Genomic DNA, 20,997 nt, shown 5'->3' on the forward strand with positions numbered 1-20,997 from the left:
CACCCATGGCTCAGACGCTCAACGTCGTGCTCACCGACCCGGACGAGGCCGGCGAGCAGGACCTCGAGATTTGTGACACGGACAGCTTTCTGCTCGTCCGGGCGCCACAGGACCTTCGCGACGATGTTCGCGACGACGTCCGCCACGATCTTCGTGGCGATCTCCGCGACGATCTTCGTGGCGACCTTCGTGGCGACCTTCGCGACCATCTTCTTGATCTTCGCCATCGAGGTGGGTCAACAGCCGGATCGCCGCTCGGCTAGGCTGCACGGCCATGGGTGCGATCAAGCCGTGGCACGTCCTTGTCCTGTTGTGCTGTCTGCTGGTGATGGCGGCAATCGTGACGACCGTCGCGGTGGTGCTGACTCGGCGCAACAAGCGTCAGTGAGCCAGCACCACCCGGCCCGGTCGCCTCAGCGGTAGTTCGTGAACTGCAGGGCGATACCGAAATCCTCCTGCTTGAGCAGGGCGATGACGGCCTGCAGGTCATCCCGCTTCTTGCCGGTCACGCGCAGCTGGTCACCCTGAATCTGGGCCTGAACACCCTTCGGGCCCTCATCGCGGATCTTCTTCGAGATGGCCTTCGCCTTGTCCGACTCGATCCCCTGGATGATCCGGGCGTCGATCTTGTACACCTTGCCCGACGCGCGCGGCTCGTCCGCGTCGAGCGACTTGAGCGAGATGTTGCGCTTGACCAGCTTCTCCTTGAACACTTCAAGCGCAGCGGCGACCCGCTCCTCGGTCTCAGCCTGGAGCGCGACCGCCTCCTCGCCGGACCACTTGATCTCAGCCCCGGTGCCGCGGAAGTCGAACCGCTGCGCCAGCTCCTTCTCAGCCTGGTTGAGCGCGTTGTCGACCTCCTGCCGGTCGACCTTGCTGACGATGTCGAACGAGGGTGCCGAAGCCATGGCAGACGCTCCCTGTTACTGCGTGCGTTAGACGGGTGTGGGCGTGCCGAGGGTACCCGTTTGCATTCCCCCGGGGGCCTACCGCTATTCTGGCTTCCGCCAGGCGGGTTGCCCGAGCGGCCAATGGGAGCGGACTGTAAATCCGTCGCGAAAGCTACAGAGGTTCGAATCCTCTACCCGCCACCGGCACGCTTGAAGGGCCTGTCACCAGGGGAAATCCGGGTGACAGGCCCTTCTTGTATGTCGCGCTCGCTCCGGCCCGCGGCAAGGCAACCAAAGCCGCAGGGCCCTTCACCGGAGTCAGCCCCGGCGGAAAGCCCTTCAACGGTGCGGGAGCGGTCAGAAGAGGTACTTCTCGCCGACGGTCTGGTAGGTGAAGAGCTCCGACTCGGGGAACCAGAGTTCGACCTCGTACTTGGCCTCCTCCGAGTTGCCGGAGGCGTGGATCAAGTTGGCGGCTACGGTGTGGTTGGACTCGGTGTAGGCCTTTGAGGTGTGGGCGAAGTCGCCGCGGATGGTGCCCGGGTTGGCCTGGTTCGGGAAGGTTACGCCGACCAGGCGGCGGACGGTGGGGACGGCCTCGACGCCTTCCAGGCACAGGGCGATCACCGGGCCGGACTGCATGAAGGTGGCGGTCACGTTGAAGACCGACGGGCCGAAGCGCTCCTCCAGGTCGAAGTAGTGCTTCTTGGCCAGGTCGGCGTCCATCTGGACCATCTTGGTGCCGACGATCTTCAGGCCCGCGTCCTCGAAACGCTGGATGATCCGGCCGGCCAGGCCGCGTGCCACCGCGTCCGGCTTCAGCAGTACGAGGGTCCGCTCCAACGACGCCATCTGTCCAGTCTCCAAGTCTGCGCGACACACGAACGCACTACAGCTTGCCAGAGGCTACGCTGTCGCCATGTCGGGAGTGCTGGGTGAGCCGATCAAGTTCGTGCTCAACTGGGGGCGGCGCTACTCGCTGTGGGTGTTCAATTTCGGGCTCGCCTGCTGCGCCATCGAGTTCATCGCCACGTCCATGGGGCGGCACGACTTCATGCGGCTCGGCGTGATTCCCTTCGCGCACGGGCCCCGCCAGGCCGACCTCATGGTCGTCTCCGGCACCGTCACCGACAAGATGGCGCCCGCGGTCAAGCGGCTCTACGACCAGATGCCCGAGCCGAAGTACGTCATCAGCTTCGGCGCCTGCTCCAACTGCGGCGGACCCTACTGGGACTCCTACTCGGTGACCAAGGGCGTCGACCAGATCATCCCCGTGGACGTGTATGTGCCCGGCTGCCCGCCGCGGCCCGAGGCACTGCTGCACGGGATCATGCGGCTGCAGGAGAAGATCGCCGGCGAGCCGGCCGGGCTCGGTGGCACGCCCCGGCCGGACGTGAAGGCCCTGACCGCGGCGCCTGTGAAGAAGCCGGTGCGGGAGTGATCGGCGAAGCCACGGAGAGCGGCGGCGGACGGTTCGCTCGCCCGACCTACGACGTGCCCGCCGAGTCGTGGGCCGAGGCGATCGCGACCGCCAAGGGCGAGGGCTTCGACTTCTTCGACTGGCTCTCGGCCGTCGACGAGCTGCCCGGCGGGTTCACGCTCGTCGTGCACCTCTGGTCGACCACGCAGAAGAAGGGCGTCCTGATCCGGGCCGAGATCCCGCGGTCGGCGCCGGCCATCGCGACCGTCAAGGACATCTATCCGGGCGCGGCCTGGCACGAGCGCGAGACGCACGAGATGTTCGGGATCGGGTTCACCGGACATGACGACCTGAAGCCGCTCCTGCTGCCGGACGAGTTCGAGGGGCATCCGCTGCGCAAGGAGTTCGTGCTCGCGTCCCGGGTCGCGAAGCCCTGGCCCGGCGCCAAGGAGCCCGGCGAGAGCGAGCACACCGTGAGCAAGCGGGCCCCGATGCGGCCGCCCGGTGTGCCGGACCCGAATGAGTGGCCGAAGTGATCCCGGTCTGGCTGGACGTGGCGATCCGCGTCGTCGGTGTCGTCGTCGCGTTCCTCACGCTGCCGCTCGTCGTCGGGCAGGCCGAGCACAAGGTCATGGCCCACATGCAGGGGCGGCTCGGGCCGATGTACGCGGGCGCCTTCCACGGCTGGGCCCAGCTCGTCGCCGACGGCGTGAAGTTCGTGCAGAAGGAGGACATCACGCCGCGGGCGGCCGACCGGGCGGTGTTCCGGCTCGCGCCGGTGATCTCCCTGCTGCCGTACCTCATCGTCCTGCTCGTCATCCCGCTCGGCCCCAATGGGCTGGTCGCGCAGAAGCTCGACATCGGGCTGTTCTTCGTGCTCGCGGTGGTCGGCGTCGGCGTGGTCGCGGTGCTCATGGCCGCCTGGTCCAGCGCCAACAAATACGCGCTGCTCGGTGGGCTCCGCGCGGCCGCGCAGCTGCTCGGATACGAGCTGCCGTTCATTCTTTCCGCACTCAGCGTGGCCATGGCGGCCGGCACGCTGTCGCTTTCCGGCATTGTCGAGGCCTGGCGGCCGTGGTGGCTGCTGTGGCAGCTCCCGGCGATGCTGGTGTTCTTCACCGCGGGCCTCGCCGAGATTCGCCGGCCACCGTTCGACATGCCGATCGCGGACTCCGAGCTGGTTTTCGGCTACATGACCGAGTACACCGGACTGCGTTTCGCCTTCTTCCTGCTCGCCGAGTATGTCGGCATCGTCGTCATCGCCGCGCTCACGACCGTGCTGTTCCTCGGCGGCTGGAAAGGCCCGTTCGGGCTCGACGCCGAGCTCGGCTGGCTCTGGACGCTCATCAAAATCTTCGCGGTGTCATTCGTCGTCATCTGGGTCCGCGTTTCCTATCCGCGCCTCCGCGAGGACCAGCTGCAGCGCCTGTGCTGGCTGGTGCTGGTCCCCGCGGCACTGGCCCAGCTGGTGCTCACGGCCGCCGTGAAGGTCGCTGCAGGAGACTGAGAAAAGCGATAAGCAGCTTCTCTCGTACTGCCGGATCGACCGCATTCAGCAAAGCGTTCACCGGCGCCATGCGCTCCGGCAGCCCTCCGCCCGCGCCGAGTCCTAAAGCGGCGGCGATCTGCTCCACGGGAGCGGATCCGAGAAGGTCCAGAATGCCATCAGGCAGCTCGATCGGGCCGTACGCGCGGGCAGCGGCAACGGCGGCCGTCAGGTCGGCCTCGAACTCTCCGACCCGCGGCGCGACGGACGCGGTGACCGTGAGATGCACCGAGGCCGGAATCTCCCCGTGCCGGAACTGCGGCTGCGTGTGCCACCCGCGCGCGGCCAGTTCATCCGCCAACACGAACAAGTCAACACTTGTAGACATAAATGTCACAACAGTCGACTCTTGGGGGATAACCGAAAAGTCCGAAATGCGGGCTATAGCGGCACCGATAGATCTCGTTGCATCGCGGGTCTTGGCCGCCAGCTCCAGGTATCCGTCATCACCGATGTGCCGTAAAACCGCCCAAGCCGCCGCGATCGGGCCGCCGGAACGGGTCGAGGAGATGACCGGGTTGACCATGGTGTACCCGGGCCAGTCGGCGTAGCCGAAGTACTGCGGCATGCGTAGTGACTCGTCGCGGTGCAGCAGTACGGACACGCCCTTGGGTACGTACGCATACTTATGCAGGTCGACCGAGATGCTCGTGACTCCCGGCACCGAGAGGTCGAACGGCGGGATCGGTTCACCGAGCCGGCGCAGGTAGGGCAGCGTCCAGCCGCCGAAGCACGCATCCACGTGACACCGGACGCCCGCCTGGAGAGCAGCCGCCGCGATCGGCTCGACCGGATCGATCAGACCGTGGGCATAAGACGGGGCCGAACAGGCGACGAGGACCGTTTCGGGAGTGATCGCCGCAGCGATCGCGGCCGGGTCCACCCGCAGCGTCACCGGGTCGACCGGCACGGTGTCGAGCTCGACCCGCAGATACGAAGCCGCTTTCGCCAGGGCCGCGTGGGCCGTGACCGGCATGACCAGGCGCGGCCGGGCGATGTCGGGCCGGCCGTCGCGGGCCGCCTTCACCGCCAGGATCAGCGACTCCGTCCCGCCCGAGGTGACGCTGCCGACCGTGTGCTCGTCGCCGCCCAGGACCTGCGCGGCCGCCCCGACGAGGTCGTTCTCCATCGCGAGCAGCGAGGGGAAGGCGGTCGGGTCCAGCCCGTTCACATGGGAGGAGAGCGCGTGCGCGGCCGCGGCGAGATCATCCAGGCCGGCCAGCCCGGCGTCGTATACGTAGGCGAACAGGCGCCCGCCATGCGTAGGCAGGTCGCGGCCGCGTAACTCCCGCAGCTCGGCCAGCACATCCTGGGCCGGGAGGCCCTGCTCAGGCAGCGCGCTCAAGTGCTTCACCCTGTCCTTCCGAACGACCCGACAGTCGCTCTTCGTCGAGGTCATAGCCTCGCAGAGTGAACAACGCCAATGCGACGACGATGGCGGGTACGACCGTGAAGCCGAGCAGCACCCCGAGCCGGGCGGTGTCCGTCTGCGCCGCGGCGGTGCCGGAGTCGCTCGAGACATACCCGAACGCGGCCAGGAGCAGCGCGAAGATGCCCGGCCCGAGCGCCAGCCCGAACGTCTCGCCGGCCGTCCACAGCCCGGTGAACACGCCCGCCTGCCGCCGCCCGGTCCGCTCGGCGTCGTACGCGATGCAGTCGGGCAGCATGGCCAGGCCGAACACCTGCTGACCGGCGTAGCCGCAGCCGACTACGCCGGTGAGTACGTAGACGCCGGCGGCCGGCAGCACCGGCGCCAGGGCGATGAGGGCGGCCGCGCCGGCGAAGATGAGGGAGCTCAGGACGTACGACCGCAGCTTCCCGAGCTTTTCTCCGACCCGTGACCAGACGGGCATCACGAGCAGCGCCGGCCCGACGAAACAGGCGAACATGACCGTCGATCCGGTGTCGGGGTCCTCGAGCACCTGCGTGGCGAAGTAGCTCACGCCGGCCAGCATGGTGGCGATTCCGGCGGCCTGGATGATGAAGCAGATGAGCAGCCGGGTGAACGCTTTGTTGGACCTGGCCGTGTTCAGCTGCGTTTTGAGCGACGCTTCGCTTTCGAGGATTTTGCCCGTCGGCGCGCTCTTGGTGCCGAAGAAGCTGCCGGCGGTACCGACGAGAATGAGCAATGCCACGAAAACGCCCATGGCCCGATGGCCCGGGATTCCGTCGCCGAACTGCTTCGTCACCACCGGGGCCAGGGCACCGGAGACCAGGATGGCGACCGCGAGGAGCGCTACGCGCCAGGTCATCAGCCGGGTTCGCTCGCGGTAGTCGTCGGTCATCTCGGCCGGCATGGCGACGTACGGCACCTGGTAGAACGCGTATGCCGTGGCGGTCGCCAGGAACGTCAGCGCGACGTATACGCCGCTTTTGATGGGTGCCGCGAAAATTGCCGCGAATAAGACCGCGACAGCCAGCCCGGCCGCGAGCAAGAATGGTCGCCGAGCGCCCCAGCGAGTGCGGGTACGATCGGAGATCCTCCCGGCAACGGGGTTGATCAACACGTCCCACGCCTTCGGCGCCAGCACGAGCAGCCCGGCGATCCCGGCCGCGACGCCGAGGGTGTCGGTCAGGTAGGGCAGCAGCAACAAACCGGGCACGGTGCCGAACGCGCCCGTGACGAGCGAGCCGAGTGCGTACCCCGCCCGCACGCGACCGGGCAGTGATTGCGACGGGTGATTCATGGTCCACGGATGCTACCGCTATCGCGAGGATGTTTCTGTTTCTGCTTCGCCAGGACTTTCGCCGGGGGTGGCGGCCGGCCACCCGCTGACGACCGAGGTCGGCCTGCGGGTCCTGGAAGAGGGTGGCTCCGCCGCCGACGCCGCGGTGGCGGCGATGCTGACCAGTTGCGTCGCCGAAACCGTGCTGACCGGGATCGCGGGCGGCGGGTTTGCGACGTTTTACGAGGCTTCATCGGGTAATACCACCTGCCTCGACTTCTTCTGTTCCGTTCCGGGCCTGGACGCGACCCGGGCCGCGGCGCCGATGGAGCCGATCGCGGTCTCATTCGGCGGAGTGCCACAGCGATACGAGATCGGGGCATCGAGCGTCGGCGTTCCCGGAGTGCCGGCCGGGGCCGGGGCCATCCATTCGCGCTGGGGCCGGCTGCCGTGGTCCCAGGTCATTTCGCCGGCCCGGTCCGTGGCGCGCGCGGGCGCATTGTTGCCCGCCCCGCATTCGGCGACCCTCGCATCACTGGCGCCGGCGATGATGCCCGGGTTCGGAGCTCAGGTGTATGCGCCCGCCGGGCGATTGCTGCAGGGCGGGGATCTGCTGTACCACCCGGGCCTGGATCGGGCTCTTGGGATTTTGAGCTCTGAAGGCCCGGCCGCGTTCTACACGGGCCGGGTCGGGCGGCAACTGGTCGACACGATCGCGGCCGGCGGTGGCATTCTCACGCCCACCGACCTATCGGTTTACGAGGTGCTGGAGCAGCCGGTCGCGTCGGCTTCGCTGGCCGGAGCGACGGTCATGGCGCGGCCGGATCTGAACGACTTCATCATCACGCTCGGGTCGCAGCCGAAGCTGGATGTCCTGCCCCGACCGGCGCGGGCGGTCGCATTGGCCGACGCATTGCGGTCCTACGGGACGCAGCGCCTCGGCGATACGACGAACATCTCGGTCGTCGACGCCGACGGCAACGCCTGTGTCATCACCTTGACGCTGGGCATCGGGTCCGGAGTCTGGCTCGACGGTCTCGGCATTCACCTGAACTCGATGCTCGGCGAGGGCGAGCTGATCCGGCCCGGCACCAAACCCGGGGATCGGATGGCTTCCTGCATGTGCCCGACCGTCGTGATAGCGCCGGACGGGCCGCTGCTGATGGCGATCGGCTCGGCCGGCGCCACCCGGATCCGCACCGCCCTGCTGCACACGCTGATCAATACGTTGGTCGATGGAGACTCCGCACTCGAGGCGATTCGACGCCCCCGTTTCCACGTCGTCTCCGATCTGGTCCATGCGGAGCCCGGATATCCGGAGGACGAGCTGGAGGCGTTGCAGGAGGCGGGGTACAAAATTCAGCGCTGGGACAAGCTGGACCACTACTTCGGCGGGGTGAGCACCGTGGGCGTGGCCGGTGCCGCGGGTGATCCCCGGCGTGGCGGCATCGGGCGCCTTCTATAGGAGTTTCTGTTCGTAGGAGTTTCTCTTTACAGGAGTTTCTTCTTTACAGGAGTTTCTCTTTACAGGAGCACGAGGTCGTCGCGGTGTACGACTTCACGCTCGTAGGCCGGTCCCAGCTCCGCCGCCAGATCGCCGGTCGAGCGGCCCAGCAGCGGCGGCAGCTCGGCCGCGTCGTAGTTGACCAGGCCGCGCGCGACCGGGATGCCGCCCGGGTCGACCAGGTCCACCGGGTCCCCGGCGGCGAACCGCCCGTCGACCGCCGTGATCCCGGCCGGCAGCAGCGAGGCGTGGCGGCTGACGACCGCGCGCACGGCCCCCGCGTCGAGGACGAGCCGGCCGCGCGGCGTGGTGGCGTGGGCCAGCCAGAACAGGCGGGCCTGCGGCCGTTCTCGCTGCCGGTGGAAGAGTGTGCCGACTTCGCGCCCGGCCAGTACCGCCGCCGCTTGTGGGGCTGAAGCCAGCACGACCGGAATGCCGCTGGTCGTGGCGATCCGCGCGGCCTCGACCTTCGTCACCATCCCCCCGGTCCCGAGCCCGGCCTTGCCCGGCCGCCGGACATCCACGCCATCCAGGTCGGCGAGACTGCGGACGTCGGTGATCGCCCGGGAGGTGGGCAGTGCCGGATCCCCGGTGTACAGCCCGTCGACGTCGGACAGCAGCACGAGCAGATCGGCATCGACGAGCGCCGCCACGAGAGCGGCCAACCGATCGTTGTCCCCGAACCGGATCTCGTGCGTCGCGACCGTGTCGTTCTCGTTGACGATCGGGATGGCCTTGAGATCCAGCAGCCGCCGCAGCGTGCGATAGGCGTTGCGATAGTGCGCCCGTCGCGTCACGTCGTCGACGGTCAGGAGCACCTGCCCCACCACTTTCCCGTGCCGGGCGAAGGCATCGTTGTACGCCCGCATCAGCAACCCTTGCCCGACGCTGGCGGCCGCCTGCTGGGTGGCCAGGTCCCGCGGCCGCCGGGGCAGCCCGAGCGGGGCCAGCCCGGCCGCGATCGCCCCCGACGAGACCAGCACAACCTCAGCCGGCGCCGAAGCGATGGCCTCGACCAGCGCATCGACCCTGTCCTCGGCCAGCCCGCCGGTCGCGGTGGTCAACGACGACGACCCGACCTTGACGACGATCCGCCGAGCCCCGGTGACCTGTTCACGCACGCCGCTAATCTTGCCGCGTGACCCGCCGGGCGGCGGGGTAGGTTCCCATATCGTGGCGGACGAGGAGTACACGGAGCAGGTCCTCTCCCTGGTGGAGCGCATCCCACCGGGGCGTGTCATGTCGTACGGGGCGATCGCCGAATACCTGGGCCAGGGCGGGCCGCGGCAGGTCGGGTCCGTGATGTCGCACTACGGCGGGCCGGTCCCCTGGCACCGGGTCGTGGCCGCCAACGGGCGCCTGGTGCCGGGCCACGAACAGGAGGCTTTGCGCCGCCACCGCTCCGAGGGCACTCCGCTCAGGGGCGAGAAGGTCGACATCCGCCGCGCCGCCTGGTGGCCGGGCGACGACTAGCTCGTGATCGTCGTGGCCGTCAGGCCGCCATCGACGGTGAGCGTCGCACCGTGGATGTGACTCGCCTCGTCGGAGGCCAGGAACACCGCGGCCTTGGCGATCTCGTCGGGTTCGGAGAGGCGGCGGCTCGGGGTCGTCGCGACGATTCGCTCGAGGTACCCCCGAATCGGCTTTGACCACTCGACCGCCGTCGGCCCCGGGGCGATCGTGTTCACGCGGATGCCGTGCGGCCCGAACTCGGCCGCCCAGGCGGCGGTCATGGCGTGGAGGGCGGCTTTGGTCGCGCTGTAGAGCGCGCTGCCGGGCATGCCGGTCAGGGCGTTGATCGAGCCGATGTTCACGATCGCGCCGCCGCCCTTGGCCCGCATCTTGGGGGCGAGCGCGGCGGTCAGCAGGAACGGCGCCTTGATGTTCGTGCGCAGTGCCGCATCGATGACGTCCTCGGGGGTGTCTGCCGTCGCTTTCCCCCCGACCAGGTAGGCGGCGTTGTTGACGAGGATGTCCACGTCGCCGGCCTGTGCGGCGAACTCCTCGATCGCTTCCTGGCCCGCGCCCAGATCGACCCGCAGGAACGTGGCGTTCTTGAGGCCCCGGGCCACTTCGACGCCCAGATCTTCGCGGCGCCCGCTGACGATGACGCCGGCCCCTTCGGCGGCGAAGCGCTCGGCGATGGCCCGCCCGATCCCGCTGGTCGACCCGGTGACGAGGGCAGTGCGGCCCTGCAGACGGCGACTCATGTCCTGAGGTCTCCTTTAGAAGTGGACTGACTAGTCCACTGACCATAGCGCCCTCTGGACCGCACGGTCCACTACCTAGAATGTGCCGATGAGCACGCCGTTGACGGCCAAGGGCGCAGCCACCCGAGACCGCATTGTGGCCGGCGCCGCGGCCCTCCTGCGCTCCCGAGGCGTCGACGAGGTGTCGCTCGATGACATCCGCGCCGCCACCGCCACCAGCAAGAGCCAGCTGTTCCACTACTTTCCCTCGGGCCGGTCCTCGCTCCTGCTGGCCGTTGCGGAACATGAGGCGGCGGCCGTACTGCACGATCAGGAGCCCCACCTCAGCTCCCTCGGGCCGCCATCCTCTTGGGTCGCGTGGCGGGACGCGGTGATTGCTCGCTACGAGGCGCAGGGGACCCGGTGCCCGCTGGCGGCGCTCACCCGGCAGTTGGCGCCGAGCAATCCGCAGGTGCGGCCGATCGTGTCCGGCCTCCTGGAATCCTGGCTGGCCAAGCTGACCGAGGGCGCCCGCCGGGCCAACGCACCCGACCCCGAGCGGTCGGGGTTGGTCATTCTGGCGGCGGTGCAGGGCGGTGTCGGCATCCTGCTGGCGACCGGCGACTCAACGGCCCTGCGGGTGGCTCTGGACGCGGCTCTGACGGAACTGCGCTAGGCGGCAAGAAGAGCCCCCCGCTAGCGCAGCGCCCGGATAGCAATCAGCGTTGTGTGGACGTTGAACTGGTCGCCGTCGTCGCTGGGCCAGCTGCCGTCGCTGCGTTGGGTTTCGTTCAGGCGTTTGCGGGCTGCGCCCAGTAGCCAGTCCTCGGTAGACATCCCAATACGGCGCAGGGTCGCGTACAGCAGGGCTGTGTCGGCGGGGGTCATCGTCGGTACTCGGTCGGCCAGCGCGACTTGGATCTGGGCGGACTCGTAGAACCAGCCCAAGTGGTACAGGACGGCGCAGCCCAGCCAGCCCGTGACCAGGAAGGATGGCCAGGAGCCGTCTGGACGGAGGGATGCGCGGAAGGCCTCCGCGGCCCTGGCGATGCTGGCCGCGTGTTCGTCCTCTTCGCCCGCCGCTGGGCCGCCGACAACGAGCCAGTACGCGGCGCTGCACGTCAGGTACAGGCGGGCCTCGTCGTCGCCCGGTTGAGCCCATGGTGGGGCTATGCCGGCCAAGGACTCGTCCTCTTCCCACATGCCGTCTGGGCGTTGGCTTTGGGCTAGCCAGGAGAGGGCTCGGCGGGCTGCTGGGCGAGCTAGCGCGGCCAAGTCGTCCAATTCGTTGAGACGGAAGCAGGTGGCGTCCACCGAGGCCACGTGGGCTCCGAAATAGGCTGGCCAGCCGCCCGTGGAAGCTTGTCCCGATTCGGCTCGGTCCAGAACATCGGCCGTGGGGGCCTGACCGGTGCGCAGCCAGGCTAGGCGGGCGCGGTCTACAGAGTCGCCGTGGGCGACTACGTAGCCGATTGCGGCATCAAGGTCGGCCATGGGGCGCAGAGTACCGCCCGGCTGACTCATACGCGCGGGTTGATCATGTGACTTGAGTCGTTCCTGACAGGCACTGGGCCTGTTACCGGTTGGCAACAGGCCCAGTGGAGGCGCAACCCCGCGCGGCCGGCCACTATCGCGCCGATCGTGAGGGGGTGTGGGTGGAGGCGAAGTCTCCCCTACTTATTTAGTAAATGGGCAAAGACGGGTCGACTGTCTTGACCCAGGAGACCACGCCGCCCTGGACGTGGACCGCGTCCTTGAAGCCCGCCGCCTTCACCGCGGCCAGAGCCTCGGCGGAGCGGACGCCGCTCTTGCAGTGCAGGACGATCTGCTTGTCCTGCGGGAGGTCGGCCAGGGCGTTGCCGTTGAGGAACTCGCCCTTCGGGACCAGGCGGGCGCCGGGGATGCGGACGATCTCCCACTCGGCGGGCTCGCGCACGTCGATGAGGTCGATCGGCTTGCCCGAGTCCTGCCAGTCCTTGAGCTCCTGGGCGGTGATCGTCGAGCCCTCGGTCGCGGCCTGGGCCTCGTCGGAGACGGCGCCGCAGAAGTCGTCGTAGTCGATGAGGCCGGTGACGGTGGGGTTTTCGCCGCAGATCGCGCAGTTGGGGTCCTTGCGCAGCTTGATCTTGCGGTATTCCATCTCCAGGGCGTCGTAGACCATCAGGCGGCCCAGGAGGGTCTCGCCCACGCCGGTCAGAAGCTTGATGGCCTCGGTGACCTGGATCGCGCCGATCGACGCGCACAGAACACCCAGCACGCCGCCCTCGGCGCAGCTCGGCACCATGCCCGGCGGGGGCGGCTCCGGGTAGAGGCAGCGGTAGCAGGGGCCGTGCTCGGCCCAGAACACCGACGCCTGGCCGTCGAAGCGGTAGATCGAACCCCACACGTAGGGCTTGCCGAGCAGTACCGCCGCGTCGTTGACCATGTAGCGGGTCGCGAAGTTGTCGGTGCCGTCGATGATCAGGTCGTACTGCGCGAAGATCTCCATGACGTTGTCGTTGGAGAGCGCCTCGTTGTGCAGGATGACGTTGACGTAGGGGTTGATCTCGAGCACCGAGTCCCGCGCCGACTCGGCCTTGGGGCGGCCGATGTCGGACTGGCCGTGGATGATCTGGCGCTGCAGGTTGGACTCGTCGACGGTGTCGAACTCGACGATGCCGAGGGTGCCGACGCCGGCGGCCGCCAGGTACATGAGCGCGGGCGAGCCGAGGCCACCCGCGCCGACACACAGCACCTTGGCGTTCTTGAGTCGTTTCTGCCCGGCCACCCCGACGTCGGGAATGATCAGATGGCGTGAGTAACGGCGGACCTCGTCCACCGACAGGTCGGCGGCGGGTTCGACCAGAGGAGGCAACGACATGGTTCTCATTCTGCCCCGCCTACGCCCCGAACCCGAGTGAGCTAGGGCACTTTGGGCCCCGTGTACTGCTGACCGTCCACGAACGGCCACGAGTTGGCGACGCAGCCCTTGAGGCCGTAGGTCTGCTGCATCATGACCGGCGCGGGCTTGCCGGCCGCCGGGCACGCCTCGTGGCCGCGGCCGAGCTCGTGGCCGGTCTCGTGGTTGATGACGTAGGTCCGGTATTCGGCGAGCGGCGCGCCGTAGTCCGGGATGGCGGTGTTCCAGCGGGCCAGATTGATGATGACCTTGCCGGTGATGCGGCAGGAGCTGTATCCGTCCGTGTGCAGCCCGGCCGTCGCGCACATCGCCTCGGAGGTGACCGGCGTGGCCAGGAACACCGTGAAGTCGGCCGGGCCCTCGCCCTTGACCCGCTGCAGCTTCAGCTCGCCGGCGGCGGTCCAGCCGCGCGGGTCGGCGTAGGTCTTCTCCACCGCGGCCGCGAACGCGTCGGCCTGCAGCTCGGCCCCGTTCTCGACGGCGACGCGGTACTTCTTCAACCCCCCGCCGGCCCCGGCGATCGGCCCGTCGGTGGTCGCGTAGGCGAACGTGCCGTCCCCCTTGGCCGCACCGGCCTCCGGCGGCGGGCTAGCCGGCTGCGACGGCGGCGCCAGCATCGGCTGCTCCTGGCGAACGGGCGCCTTGTCGGCAGTACCCCCGGAATCGCTTGCAAAAAACAGCTGCCGGGTCAGGCCCAATGCGGCCAGCAGTCCGGCCGCGGCCATGACGCCCGCGATGAGGTAACGCTTGCGGCGCGCCTCCATGCGACGGCGGTGGCGGGACGCGCGCACGACCTCCCGGGCAGCCGTCGGGTCGCTCGGCAACGGTTCCGGCTCCCGCCGGCGGTCGGAGATCAGCCGGCTAACCATCGACGGCTAGCTTGCCATGCGCACCTGGGCCACGCGCGCGCGGACCGGTACCTGCTCCCGTTCTGCAACCGGCGCCGCGACCTCGTCGATGAGCCCGAACACGGCCCGGGCCACGGAGCGCGGAACTTCCATCTGGGCGACGTGCCCGACGCCCTCCAGCATCATCAGCCGGCTGTCCGGGATGAGCCGGGCGACCTGCGGGGCGGTGCGGATGTCGACGAGCTTGTCCTGCCGCCCGGCGACCACCAGCGTCGGCGCCTTGATCCGCTGGGCCATCCGCCAGATGGAGCCCTCCCCCGGCAGGTAGGCCCGCAGGAAGCTGCTGACCAGGCCGCGCAGGCTGCCGACGTAGGCCTCGGCGTACCACGGCACCTCGTGCCGCAGCCGGGCCTCCTCGATCGCCTCCAGCCGGCGCTGTTCGGGGTAACGGGCCGGGTCGCCGTAGCAGGAGTCGATGACCATGTCGGCGATCGCCTCGGGCTCCATGGAACCCATGTGCCGGGCCGCCAGCCGGGTGGCGTTGGGCAGCAGGAGCAGCGGCACCACCCGGCCCTGCAGCGACCGGCGCGGGTCGAGGAACGGCATCGCCGGAGAGATCAGGGTGAGCGAGCGGACCAGGTCCGGCCGCCGCGCGGCGACGACGACGCTGGTGGCGCCGCCGAGGGAGTTGCCGAACAGGTGGACCGGGCCGCGGTCGCTGTGCTCGATCCAGTGGATGACGTGGTTGGCCATCGCGTCGAGGGTGTAGCTGCGGGCGCGGCCGCTGTAGCCGAACCCGGGCAGGTCGATGGCCTGCCCCTCCAGGACGAGCCCGTCGGTGCGGGAGGCCAGGATGCCGGCCAGGTCGGTCCAGTTGGTCGACGAGCCGCCGAGGCCGTGCACATAGACGGCCGGCTCGACGTCGCGGCCGAGCGCCGGGGTGTCCCGGACGAACGTGGGCGTGCCGTCGAGCTCGACCTCCCGCCCCGGCCACCGGTCCGGCAACTGCTCGGGTGACGGGACGGTGAACTCCGGGACAAGAGTGGCTCGCTTCATCCCCCAAGTGTGCCTTGGAGGCACGGCTAAGGCAGGAGAGCTTCCAAACGGCGGTTGACGGCGGCCATCGTGGCCCGGACCACGGCCTGGCGGGAGTCGCCGTCGGCGGCCACCACGGCCGAGCCGGTGAGCTGCTCGACGAAGCCGTCGTACATCAGCAGGAGCACGACGACCGCGACCTCGCATCCGCCGAGGGCGACCACCGCGGCGTGCTCGATGTAGCAGCGGGCCCGGACGGTGGCGTCGGTGTCGATGAGCAGCTGGTCGACGGCGGAGGCGGCGGCCAGGGCGGCCAGCTTCAGCATGTAGCCGTCGAAGTTGGGGCCGCTGGCGACGCCGATGGCGGGCTGGTTGTCGGCGGTCAGGCGGACCTCGACCGTCGCGTCGATGCCCTGCGTGTTGACGTCGACCGACTCGATCACGACCCGCGGCGACACGATCGAGCCCGGGTTGGGGGTGAGCGCCGGCGCCTTCTGCTCGACGGGCGCGGGTTTGCGCGCGCCACTGCTGACGGGGCGGCGACGACGGGCTTCACGGCCGTACCCGGGAAGGGCACTGTGTGGTGAATTGCGGGCGGCGTTGAGCGCGGCGGCGGCGTTGACCGGCGGGCGCGGCGTGGGCACCGGGGCGGAGGAGGGCAGGCCGGCGATGGGCGCGGCCGGCTCCGGCATGCCGTCGGGGAGCAGCGGGTTCTGCTCGGCCGACAGGCCCATGGTCTCGTTGAGCATCCGCGCGACGATCCGGCTGACCTGCCCGGCGTCGGCCTCGTCGGCCAGCTCCAGGCGCAGCGTGTGCAGGCCGTCGGCGTTCTTGCGCAGGGTCGCGCGGTGGACACCACCGACGGTCTGCACGGCCCGGAGGACGCTCTGCACGTCGAAGCCGTCGGGGCGGCTGTCCGGGTCGCCGGGCTGACCCTCCTGCTCTTCGCGCAGGTAGTCGGTGATCCGGGTGAGCTCGGGCGCGCCGACCGCGGACGCCTGCGGCTCGCCGGCCGGGATGGGCGGCACATCGGGCTGGGCCGGCACGCGCTGCGGCAGCTCGGGGGCCTCGTAGGCGGGCTGGGTCATGTCGTCGGCGAACGTCGGCATGATCGGCTCGGCGGCCGCCATCGACGTGGCCGAGCCGAGCAGGAGCGGCGGCATCGGCCCGAGCAACGGGTCGTCCTCCGGGACGCGCTGGCTGGGCAGGGCCTGCGGCTGCGCGGCCTGTGCGGGCGGCGGGGCCGACACCGGCTCGTGCGGGGCGGGGTGCTGGGTCGGCGCGGCCCAGTCGAACTCCGGCTGCGACGGCTCCGGCGCCCAGTGCCGCTGCTCCTGCGGCTGGTACGTCTCCTGAGCGGGCTGGTAGGTCTCTTGCGGCGGCTGGTACGTCTCTTGCGGCGGCTGGTAGGCCCCGCCCGTGTAGCCCCAGCCGTCGGTCGCCGGTGGCTGCTCCGCGACCCGCTCGAGCGCCTCGTAGGGCCGGTATGACGACGGCTCGTAAGAGGGCTGCGCGGAGATCGGCCGCCGCAGCTCACCGGTGTGCTCGGCGGGTGCGGACAGCGCGCCGTAGACGGTGCCCGGGGCCGGCGGCGGGACGCTCTTCGTCTCGCCGGTCGGGCTGGACGTCGGCCAGCCCTGCCCGTCCGGCCCGTAGTGGCCGTAGTGCAGCGTCGACATCGGCGGCTGCGGGGTGGGCGCGTGCACCGGTGGCGGCGGCGGTGAGACCGGCGGGCTCATGGGGGCCAGCATGTCGGAATACGGACTGCGGACCTCAGCCCGGCCCCGCGTCCCGCCATTGACGCCATTTGTACCGTTTACGCCGTTAGGGGGATTGCCATTGGCGCCGTTGAGATTGACGCCGTTGGAACCGAGGCCGTTGCCGTTGTGCTGGTGGATGTTGAAAGCTCCCGTGACCTGGGCCCGGCCGGCGATCGCCCCGCTGGCCGGCTCGCGCCAGGCCGAGACGATCGCCTCCAGGGCATCATCGGTCGGCGTACCGCCGTTGGCCTGGCCTTCTGGATATGCGGGACGACCGCGACCCAGGCCGTGGCCCGAGCCGAGGTTTGCACCAGGGTAGGCGCCACCCGCTTCCGGGCTACCGGCTTGCCCCGTTTCGTCCACCGCACGCTCCTCCATCGCCCCGTAGTGAGGCTACCGTGTGGGTGGAAAGGGGGTAAGTTGCAATCTCGACCCAAATCCGGATGGTGAACATGACCTCGTCGATGAGCGGCACGCAGGCGGCCGGCCGGCCCGTGCGGCTGCCCCGGTCGGCGCGGAGAAAGCAACTGCTCGCCGCAGCTCAGCAGGTGTTTGTGGCGCAGGGCTACCACGCCGCCGCGATGGACGACATCGCCGAGCGGGCCGGTGTTTCGAAACCTGTCTTGTATCAACATTTTCCGGGCAAGTTGGAGTTGTACCTCGCGCTGCTCGACACCCACTGCGACGCGATGGTGTCCCGGGTGCGCTCCGCGATGGAGGCGACGACCGACAACAAGGACCGGGTGCGCGGGGCCATCCAGGCCTACTTCGACTTCATCGACCACGAAAGTGAAGCCTTCCGGCTGGTCTTCGAGTCCGATCTGCGCAACGACCCCGCCGTCCGCGAGCGCGTGGACCGCGTGGAGACCGGCTGCATCGCGGCCATCACCGACACGATCATGGCCGACACCGGCGTGAGCCGGGCCCGCGCCGAGCTGCTGGCCTCCGGCATGGTCGGCGCGGCCGAGATCGCCGCCCGCTTCTGGCTGGCCGGCGGCCGCCAGGTGGAGAAGGCCGAGGCGGAGAGCCTGCTGACCGCGCTGTCGTGGCGCGGCATCGCCAGCTTCCCCCTGCACGGCGAACACGCCTGATCGCGTTAATCTTCAACCACACTGGGTGTGCGGCCCGACGCGCGGCCGCGCCCGATCAAGGAGGAACGCGTGGAGGTCAAGATCGGCGTGCAGTACGCGCCTCGGGAGCTGGTGCTGGAGAGCAACCAGTCGCCGGCCGAGGTCGAGTCTGCGGTCACCGACGCGATCAACGGTGGCGATAAAGGTGTTTTGTCCCTGGTCGACGACAAGGGCCGCCGGGTGATCGTGCCCGTCGACAAGATCGCATACGTCGAGATCGCCGAGTCGTCGCCGCGGCCGGTTGGTTTCTCGGCCGCGCGCTGAACGATTGGGGCCCCCTTTCCCGGGGGCCCCTTTCAGTTATTCAGTCCAACCGCTTAGTTATTCAGTCCGACGGCGCCCATCCGTTCGGTGTGCGCCGAGGTCAGGCGCTTGATCAGGGCCTGGAAGTCGGTGCCGTGGGTGGCCAGCAGCACCCCCAGCGAGGGCCGTTCACCGGCGACCCGCAGTGACTGCGAGATCGCCTCCCCCACCAGCCGCCGGGCCCACATCGAGAGCCGGTTGGCCACCTTCGGGTCGACCGCGATCGCGGCCCGCAGCTCGTCGGCCGCGAAGTCGGCGTGGCGGGAGTCGTGCAGCACGTCGAGGATCAGGTCGCGGTCCGGTGCGTCCAGGATCAACGCCACCTCGCGGGTGAAGTCGTCGGCGATGCCGTCACCCACATAGGCCTTGGTCAGGCCCTCCAGCCAATCGTTGGGCTCGGTCTGCTCGTGGTAGTCCGACACTGCCCGCACATAGGGCGCCATCGCGGCCTCCGGGTCGGCACCGAGCTCGACGAGGCGGTCGGCCAGGCGGCCGTAGTTGCTGATCTCACGGGCCGCCATCTCGCTCAGCACGGCGCGGCGGCGCAGGTCAGGGGCCAGCCGGGCATCGGCGGCCATGCGGTCGAAGGCGACCAGCTCGCCGTATGCGAGCATTCCCAGCAGGTCGAGCACCGCCCCGGGCGTGACATCGGACACGTCGGCACAGTACCGCGCGGGATCTCCCAGCGCTGGCTGCGAGATGCCCACGCAGTGTTGTGCGCGGATCCGCATTTGTGTCGGTACAATGACGAGAAATGGCCTTGGGCGGACCCTAGCCCAGGCACCGGCGCTTGTAGCCCGCGACCAACGTTCGAACACGGTCGCGTGTGGCCCGCGCCCTACACAGATCGAGCGCACCCGGCAGTTCAGGGGCGCTCCCGCGAGAGAGACACCCCGAGCACAACATGACAATCGACAACACAGAGGCTGCCGCAGCGGTAGCCCCGCGCGCCCCCGTGCGCGCCGACAGTCCCACATTCGCCGACCTGGGCGCGCGGCCCGAGACCGTGACCGCGCTCGAAGCGGTCGGCATCACGCACGCCTTCGCGATCCAGGAGTACGCGGTCCCCATCGCACTGCGGGGCACCGACCTGATCGGACAGGCACCGACCGGTACCGGCAAAACTCTGGGGTTCGGCGTTCCACTGCTGGACCGCGTCACCGCACCCGGTGAAGGCGCCGACGGGCTACCGCAGGCGCTCGTCGTCGTGCCGACCCGCGAGCTCGGCCTGCAGGTCGCCCGCGACATCGCGGCGGCCGGCAAGACCCGCGGCGTGCGGGTGCTCCCGCTCTACGGCGGGGTGGCCTACGAGCCGCAGGTCGAGGCGCTGCGCAACGGCGTCGAGATCGTCGTCGGCACGCCCGGGCGGCTGCTCGACCTCTCCAAGGGCAAGCACCTGCGGCTGCACGCCGTGCGGGCGCTGGTCCTGGACGAGGCCGACCGCATGCTGGACCTCGGCTTCCTCGACGACGTCGAGCGGATCCTCAAGCTGCTGCCGGAAGAGCGCCAGACGATGCTCTTCTCGGCCACCATGCCCGACCCGATCGTCACCCTGGCCCGGCGGTTCCTGCGCCAGCCGATGACGATCCACGCGCACCACGACGCCAGCACGGGCCCGTCCCCGCTGACGAAGCAGTTCATCTACCGCACGCACCCGCTCAACAAGATCGAGATCGTGGCCCGCATCCTGCAGGCCGAAGACCGCGGTCTGACCATGGTCTTCTGCCGCACCAAGCGCGCGGCCGACCGGGCCGCCGAGGACCTCGACTTCCGGGGCTTCGCGGCCGCGGCCGTCCACGGCGACCTGGGCCAGGGCGCCCGCGAGCGGGCCCTGCGCGCGTTCCGGGCCGGCAAGATCGACGTGCTCGTCGCCACCGATGTCGCGGCCCGCGGCCTCGACGTCTCCGGCGTCACGCACGTGATCAACTACGACTGCCCGGAGGACCCGGACACCTACACCCACCGCATCGGCCGCACGGGCCGCGCCGGCGCCACCGGCGTCGCGGTGACGTTCGTGGACTGGGAAGACATGCCCCGCTGGCGGATCATCGACAAGACGCTGGGGATGGACCTCCCGGAGCCGCCGGAGACCTACCACACCTCGGCCCACCTGCTCAGTGACATCGGCATTCCCGAGGGCACCACGGGCTCGCTACCGACGGCCGACCGCAAACGGGCCGGGCTGTCGGCGGAGAAGCTCGAGGACATCGAGGGCAAGCCGCGCGGCCGGGCCGCCCGGGGTCGGGTTCGTGGGCGCTCCTCGGGCTCCTCGAACTCCTCGAGCTCGTCCTCCTCCTCCGCGTCGCCGGTCGCCGAGACGGCCGAGTCGTCGGAGCCGCGCCGTCAGCGCCGGCGTCGCCGCCGGGGCGAGGTGGACGCGGCCGAGCACGCGGAGACGTCGGCCACGACGATCACCTTCACCGCTCCGGCTTCGTCGGGCTCGTCCTCTTCTGGCTCGTCCTCTTCTGGCTCGTCGTCGGCTTCGTCCGCTTCGTCCGCGTCCGACGACGGTTCCGCGGTCGTTGTGGCTGGCGACGAGGGCGGTCGCACTCGACGGCGCCGTCGTCGTGGCGGTCGCGGACGCGGCGGGGCTGGCGAAGAGAGCGCGGCCGAGTAGCTTTTTGCAAAAGCGGACCCGAGTAAGAGCCTTTTACTCGGGTCCGTATCAATTGCGGTCCGCTCCTCCCGCGAGACACCGGTCGGGCCCTGGGGGCCCTCCCTTCGGCGTCCGCCGTTGGGAACGGTTCAGGGCAAGCGGCGCTCCGCGCCGCTTCGAACGAGCGACGCTCCGGGCCGCTTCGAACAAG

Annotated in this window: 22 protein-coding genes and 1 tRNA gene; 11 read left to right on the plus strand and 12 right to left on the minus strand. The window is 69.6% G+C overall.

Annotation, left to right across the window (positions count from 1 at the left end; all coding sequences use genetic code 11):
• Positions 1-5 precede the first annotated feature (5 nt).
• Positions 6-263 carry a hypothetical protein gene (locus ACIA8L_RS38880; RefSeq protein ID WP_395912504.1) on the plus strand — a complete coding sequence of 86 codons (258 nt, stop codon included), beginning with the start codon at positions 6-8 and terminating at the stop codon, positions 261-263.
• A gap of 150 nt (positions 264-413) precedes the next feature.
• Here ACIA8L_RS38880 and ACIA8L_RS38885 read toward each other — a convergent pair whose 3' ends face one another.
• A complete protein-coding gene (locus tag ACIA8L_RS38885) occupies positions 414-908 on the minus strand; it encodes a YajQ family cyclic di-GMP-binding protein (protein ID WP_395912506.1) in 495 nt (164 codons plus the stop codon).
• A gap of 102 nt (positions 909-1,010) precedes the next feature.
• Here ACIA8L_RS38885 and ACIA8L_RS38890 point away from each other — a divergent pair.
• A tRNA-Tyr gene (locus ACIA8L_RS38890) sits at positions 1,011-1,091 on the plus strand.
• A 156-nt stretch (positions 1,092-1,247) separates the two neighbouring features.
• Here ACIA8L_RS38890 and ACIA8L_RS38895 read toward each other — a convergent pair.
• Positions 1,248-1,742 (minus strand): nucleoside-diphosphate kinase, encoded by a 495-nt coding sequence (locus tag ACIA8L_RS38895; RefSeq protein WP_395912507.1) that lies wholly within the window; start codon positions 1,740-1,742, stop codon positions 1,248-1,250.
• 67 nt (positions 1,743-1,809) lie between these two features.
• Here ACIA8L_RS38895 and ACIA8L_RS38900 point away from each other — a divergent pair, with 67 nt between their 5' ends.
• From ACIA8L_RS38900 to ACIA8L_RS38910, 3 genes are read left to right on the plus strand one after another with little or no spacing between them, the layout of a single operon-like run.
• The gene (locus ACIA8L_RS38900) at positions 1,810-2,331 is read left to right on the plus strand and encodes an NADH-quinone oxidoreductase subunit B (RefSeq protein ID WP_395912509.1); all 522 of its coding nucleotides are present in this window, start codon (positions 1,810-1,812) and stop codon (positions 2,329-2,331) included.
• A complete protein-coding gene (locus ACIA8L_RS38905; RefSeq protein WP_395912510.1) occupies positions 2,328-2,846 on the plus strand; it encodes an NADH-quinone oxidoreductase subunit C in 519 nt (172 codons plus the stop codon). Before ACIA8L_RS38900 ends, ACIA8L_RS38905 begins: the two co-directional genes overlap by 4 nt.
• Complete coding sequence (locus ACIA8L_RS38910; protein ID WP_395912876.1) at positions 2,846-3,817, plus strand: NADH-quinone oxidoreductase subunit H; 972 nt, start codon at positions 2,846-2,848, stop codon at positions 3,815-3,817. The genes ACIA8L_RS38905 and ACIA8L_RS38910 overlap by 1 nt, the downstream gene beginning before the upstream one ends.
• On the opposite strand, the gene ACIA8L_RS38915 is transcribed toward ACIA8L_RS38910, so the two are convergent.
• Together ACIA8L_RS38915 and ACIA8L_RS38920 are read right to left on the minus strand one after the other, a co-directional pair.
• On the minus strand, positions 3,783-5,201 hold the full coding sequence (locus ACIA8L_RS38915; RefSeq protein WP_395912512.1) for a pyridoxal phosphate-dependent decarboxylase family protein: 1,419 nt from the start codon (positions 5,199-5,201) through the stop codon (positions 3,783-3,785). The genes ACIA8L_RS38910 and ACIA8L_RS38915 overlap by 35 nt on opposite strands.
• Positions 5,185-6,543, minus strand: a complete 1,359-nt coding sequence (locus ACIA8L_RS38920; protein WP_395912514.1) for an MFS transporter — start codon at positions 6,541-6,543, stop codon at positions 5,185-5,187. The genes ACIA8L_RS38915 and ACIA8L_RS38920 overlap by 17 nt, the downstream gene beginning before the upstream one ends.
• Between ACIA8L_RS38920 and ACIA8L_RS38925 the strand changes: the two genes are divergently transcribed.
• Complete coding sequence (locus tag ACIA8L_RS38925) at positions 6,542-7,987, plus strand: gamma-glutamyltransferase (RefSeq protein WP_395912516.1); 1,446 nt, start codon at positions 6,542-6,544, stop codon at positions 7,985-7,987. The genes ACIA8L_RS38920 and ACIA8L_RS38925 overlap by 2 nt on opposite strands.
• Before the next feature lie 59 nt (positions 7,988-8,046).
• Here the strand turns inward: ACIA8L_RS38925 and proB are convergent, their stop codons facing one another.
• Entirely contained in the window at positions 8,047-9,147 is a 1,101-nt protein-coding gene (proB, locus tag ACIA8L_RS38930) for a glutamate 5-kinase (RefSeq protein ID WP_395912518.1), read from the minus strand.
• Between the two features lie 52 nt (positions 9,148-9,199).
• Between proB and ACIA8L_RS38935 the strand changes: the two genes are divergently transcribed.
• Positions 9,200-9,499, plus strand: a complete 300-nt coding sequence (locus ACIA8L_RS38935) for an MGMT family protein (RefSeq protein WP_395912519.1) — start codon at positions 9,200-9,202, stop codon at positions 9,497-9,499.
• On the opposite strand, the gene ACIA8L_RS38940 is transcribed toward ACIA8L_RS38935, so the two are convergent.
• Positions 9,496-10,236, minus strand: a complete 741-nt coding sequence (locus ACIA8L_RS38940; RefSeq protein ID WP_395912521.1) for an SDR family NAD(P)-dependent oxidoreductase — start codon at positions 10,234-10,236, stop codon at positions 9,496-9,498. The two genes, ACIA8L_RS38935 and ACIA8L_RS38940, sit on opposite strands and share 4 nt — an antisense overlap.
• An 88-nt stretch (positions 10,237-10,324) precedes the next feature.
• Between ACIA8L_RS38940 and ACIA8L_RS38945 the strand changes: the two genes are divergently transcribed.
• Complete coding sequence (locus tag ACIA8L_RS38945) at positions 10,325-10,891, plus strand: TetR/AcrR family transcriptional regulator (protein WP_395912522.1); 567 nt, start codon at positions 10,325-10,327, stop codon at positions 10,889-10,891.
• A gap of 20 nt (positions 10,892-10,911) precedes the next feature.
• Here the strand turns inward: ACIA8L_RS38945 and ACIA8L_RS38950 are convergent, their stop codons facing one another.
• From ACIA8L_RS38950 to ACIA8L_RS38970, 5 genes are all read right to left on the minus strand, one after another.
• Positions 10,912-11,709, minus strand: coding sequence for a squalene--hopene cyclase (locus ACIA8L_RS38950; RefSeq protein ID WP_395912524.1), 798 nt, complete (start codon positions 11,707-11,709; stop codon positions 10,912-10,914).
• Between the two features lie 187 nt (positions 11,710-11,896).
• Positions 11,897-13,075, minus strand: a complete 1,179-nt coding sequence (moeZ, locus tag ACIA8L_RS38955) for an adenylyltransferase/sulfurtransferase MoeZ (protein WP_395912525.1) — start codon at positions 13,073-13,075, stop codon at positions 11,897-11,899.
• Between the two features lie 41 nt (positions 13,076-13,116).
• Positions 13,117-13,983, minus strand: a complete 867-nt coding sequence (locus ACIA8L_RS38960) for a DUF3152 domain-containing protein (RefSeq protein ID WP_395912526.1) — start codon at positions 13,981-13,983, stop codon at positions 13,117-13,119.
• Positions 13,984-13,989: 6 nt separating this feature from the next.
• Positions 13,990-15,018: an alpha/beta fold hydrolase gene (locus ACIA8L_RS38965; protein ID WP_395912528.1), complete on the minus strand. Its 1,029-nt coding sequence runs from the start codon at positions 15,016-15,018 to the stop codon at positions 13,990-13,992.
• A gap of 26 nt (positions 15,019-15,044) precedes the next feature.
• Positions 15,045-16,736: a hypothetical protein gene (locus tag ACIA8L_RS38970; protein WP_395912530.1), complete on the minus strand. Its 1,692-nt coding sequence runs from the start codon at positions 16,734-16,736 to the stop codon at positions 15,045-15,047.
• Positions 16,737-17,209: 473 nt separating this feature from the next.
• On the opposite strand from ACIA8L_RS38970, the gene ACIA8L_RS38975 reads away from it, so the two are divergent.
• Together ACIA8L_RS38975 and ACIA8L_RS38980 are read left to right on the plus strand one after the other, a co-directional pair.
• Positions 17,210-17,848 carry a TetR/AcrR family transcriptional regulator gene (locus ACIA8L_RS38975; RefSeq protein WP_395912532.1) on the plus strand — a complete coding sequence of 213 codons (639 nt, stop codon included), beginning with the start codon at positions 17,210-17,212 and terminating at the stop codon, positions 17,846-17,848.
• Between the two features lie 69 nt (positions 17,849-17,917).
• A complete protein-coding gene (locus tag ACIA8L_RS38980; protein ID WP_395912878.1) occupies positions 17,918-18,151 on the plus strand; it encodes a DUF3107 domain-containing protein in 234 nt (77 codons plus the stop codon).
• Positions 18,152-18,204: 53 nt separating this feature from the next.
• Here ACIA8L_RS38980 and ACIA8L_RS38985 read toward each other — a convergent pair whose 3' ends face one another.
• Positions 18,205-18,846 (minus strand): ferritin-like fold-containing protein, encoded by a 642-nt coding sequence (locus tag ACIA8L_RS38985; RefSeq protein ID WP_395912534.1) that lies wholly within the window; start codon positions 18,844-18,846, stop codon positions 18,205-18,207.
• Positions 18,847-19,094: 248 nt separating this feature from the next.
• Between ACIA8L_RS38985 and ACIA8L_RS38990 the strand changes: the two genes are divergently transcribed.
• Positions 19,095-20,807 carry a DEAD/DEAH box helicase gene (locus ACIA8L_RS38990; protein ID WP_395912535.1) on the plus strand — a complete coding sequence of 571 codons (1,713 nt, stop codon included), beginning with the start codon at positions 19,095-19,097 and terminating at the stop codon, positions 20,805-20,807.
• Positions 20,808-20,997 lie beyond the last annotated feature (190 nt).

Source organism: Dactylosporangium sp. NPDC051541, assembly GCF_044454505.1.
Classification (GTDB): Bacteria; Actinomycetota; Actinomycetes; order Mycobacteriales; family Micromonosporaceae; genus Dactylosporangium.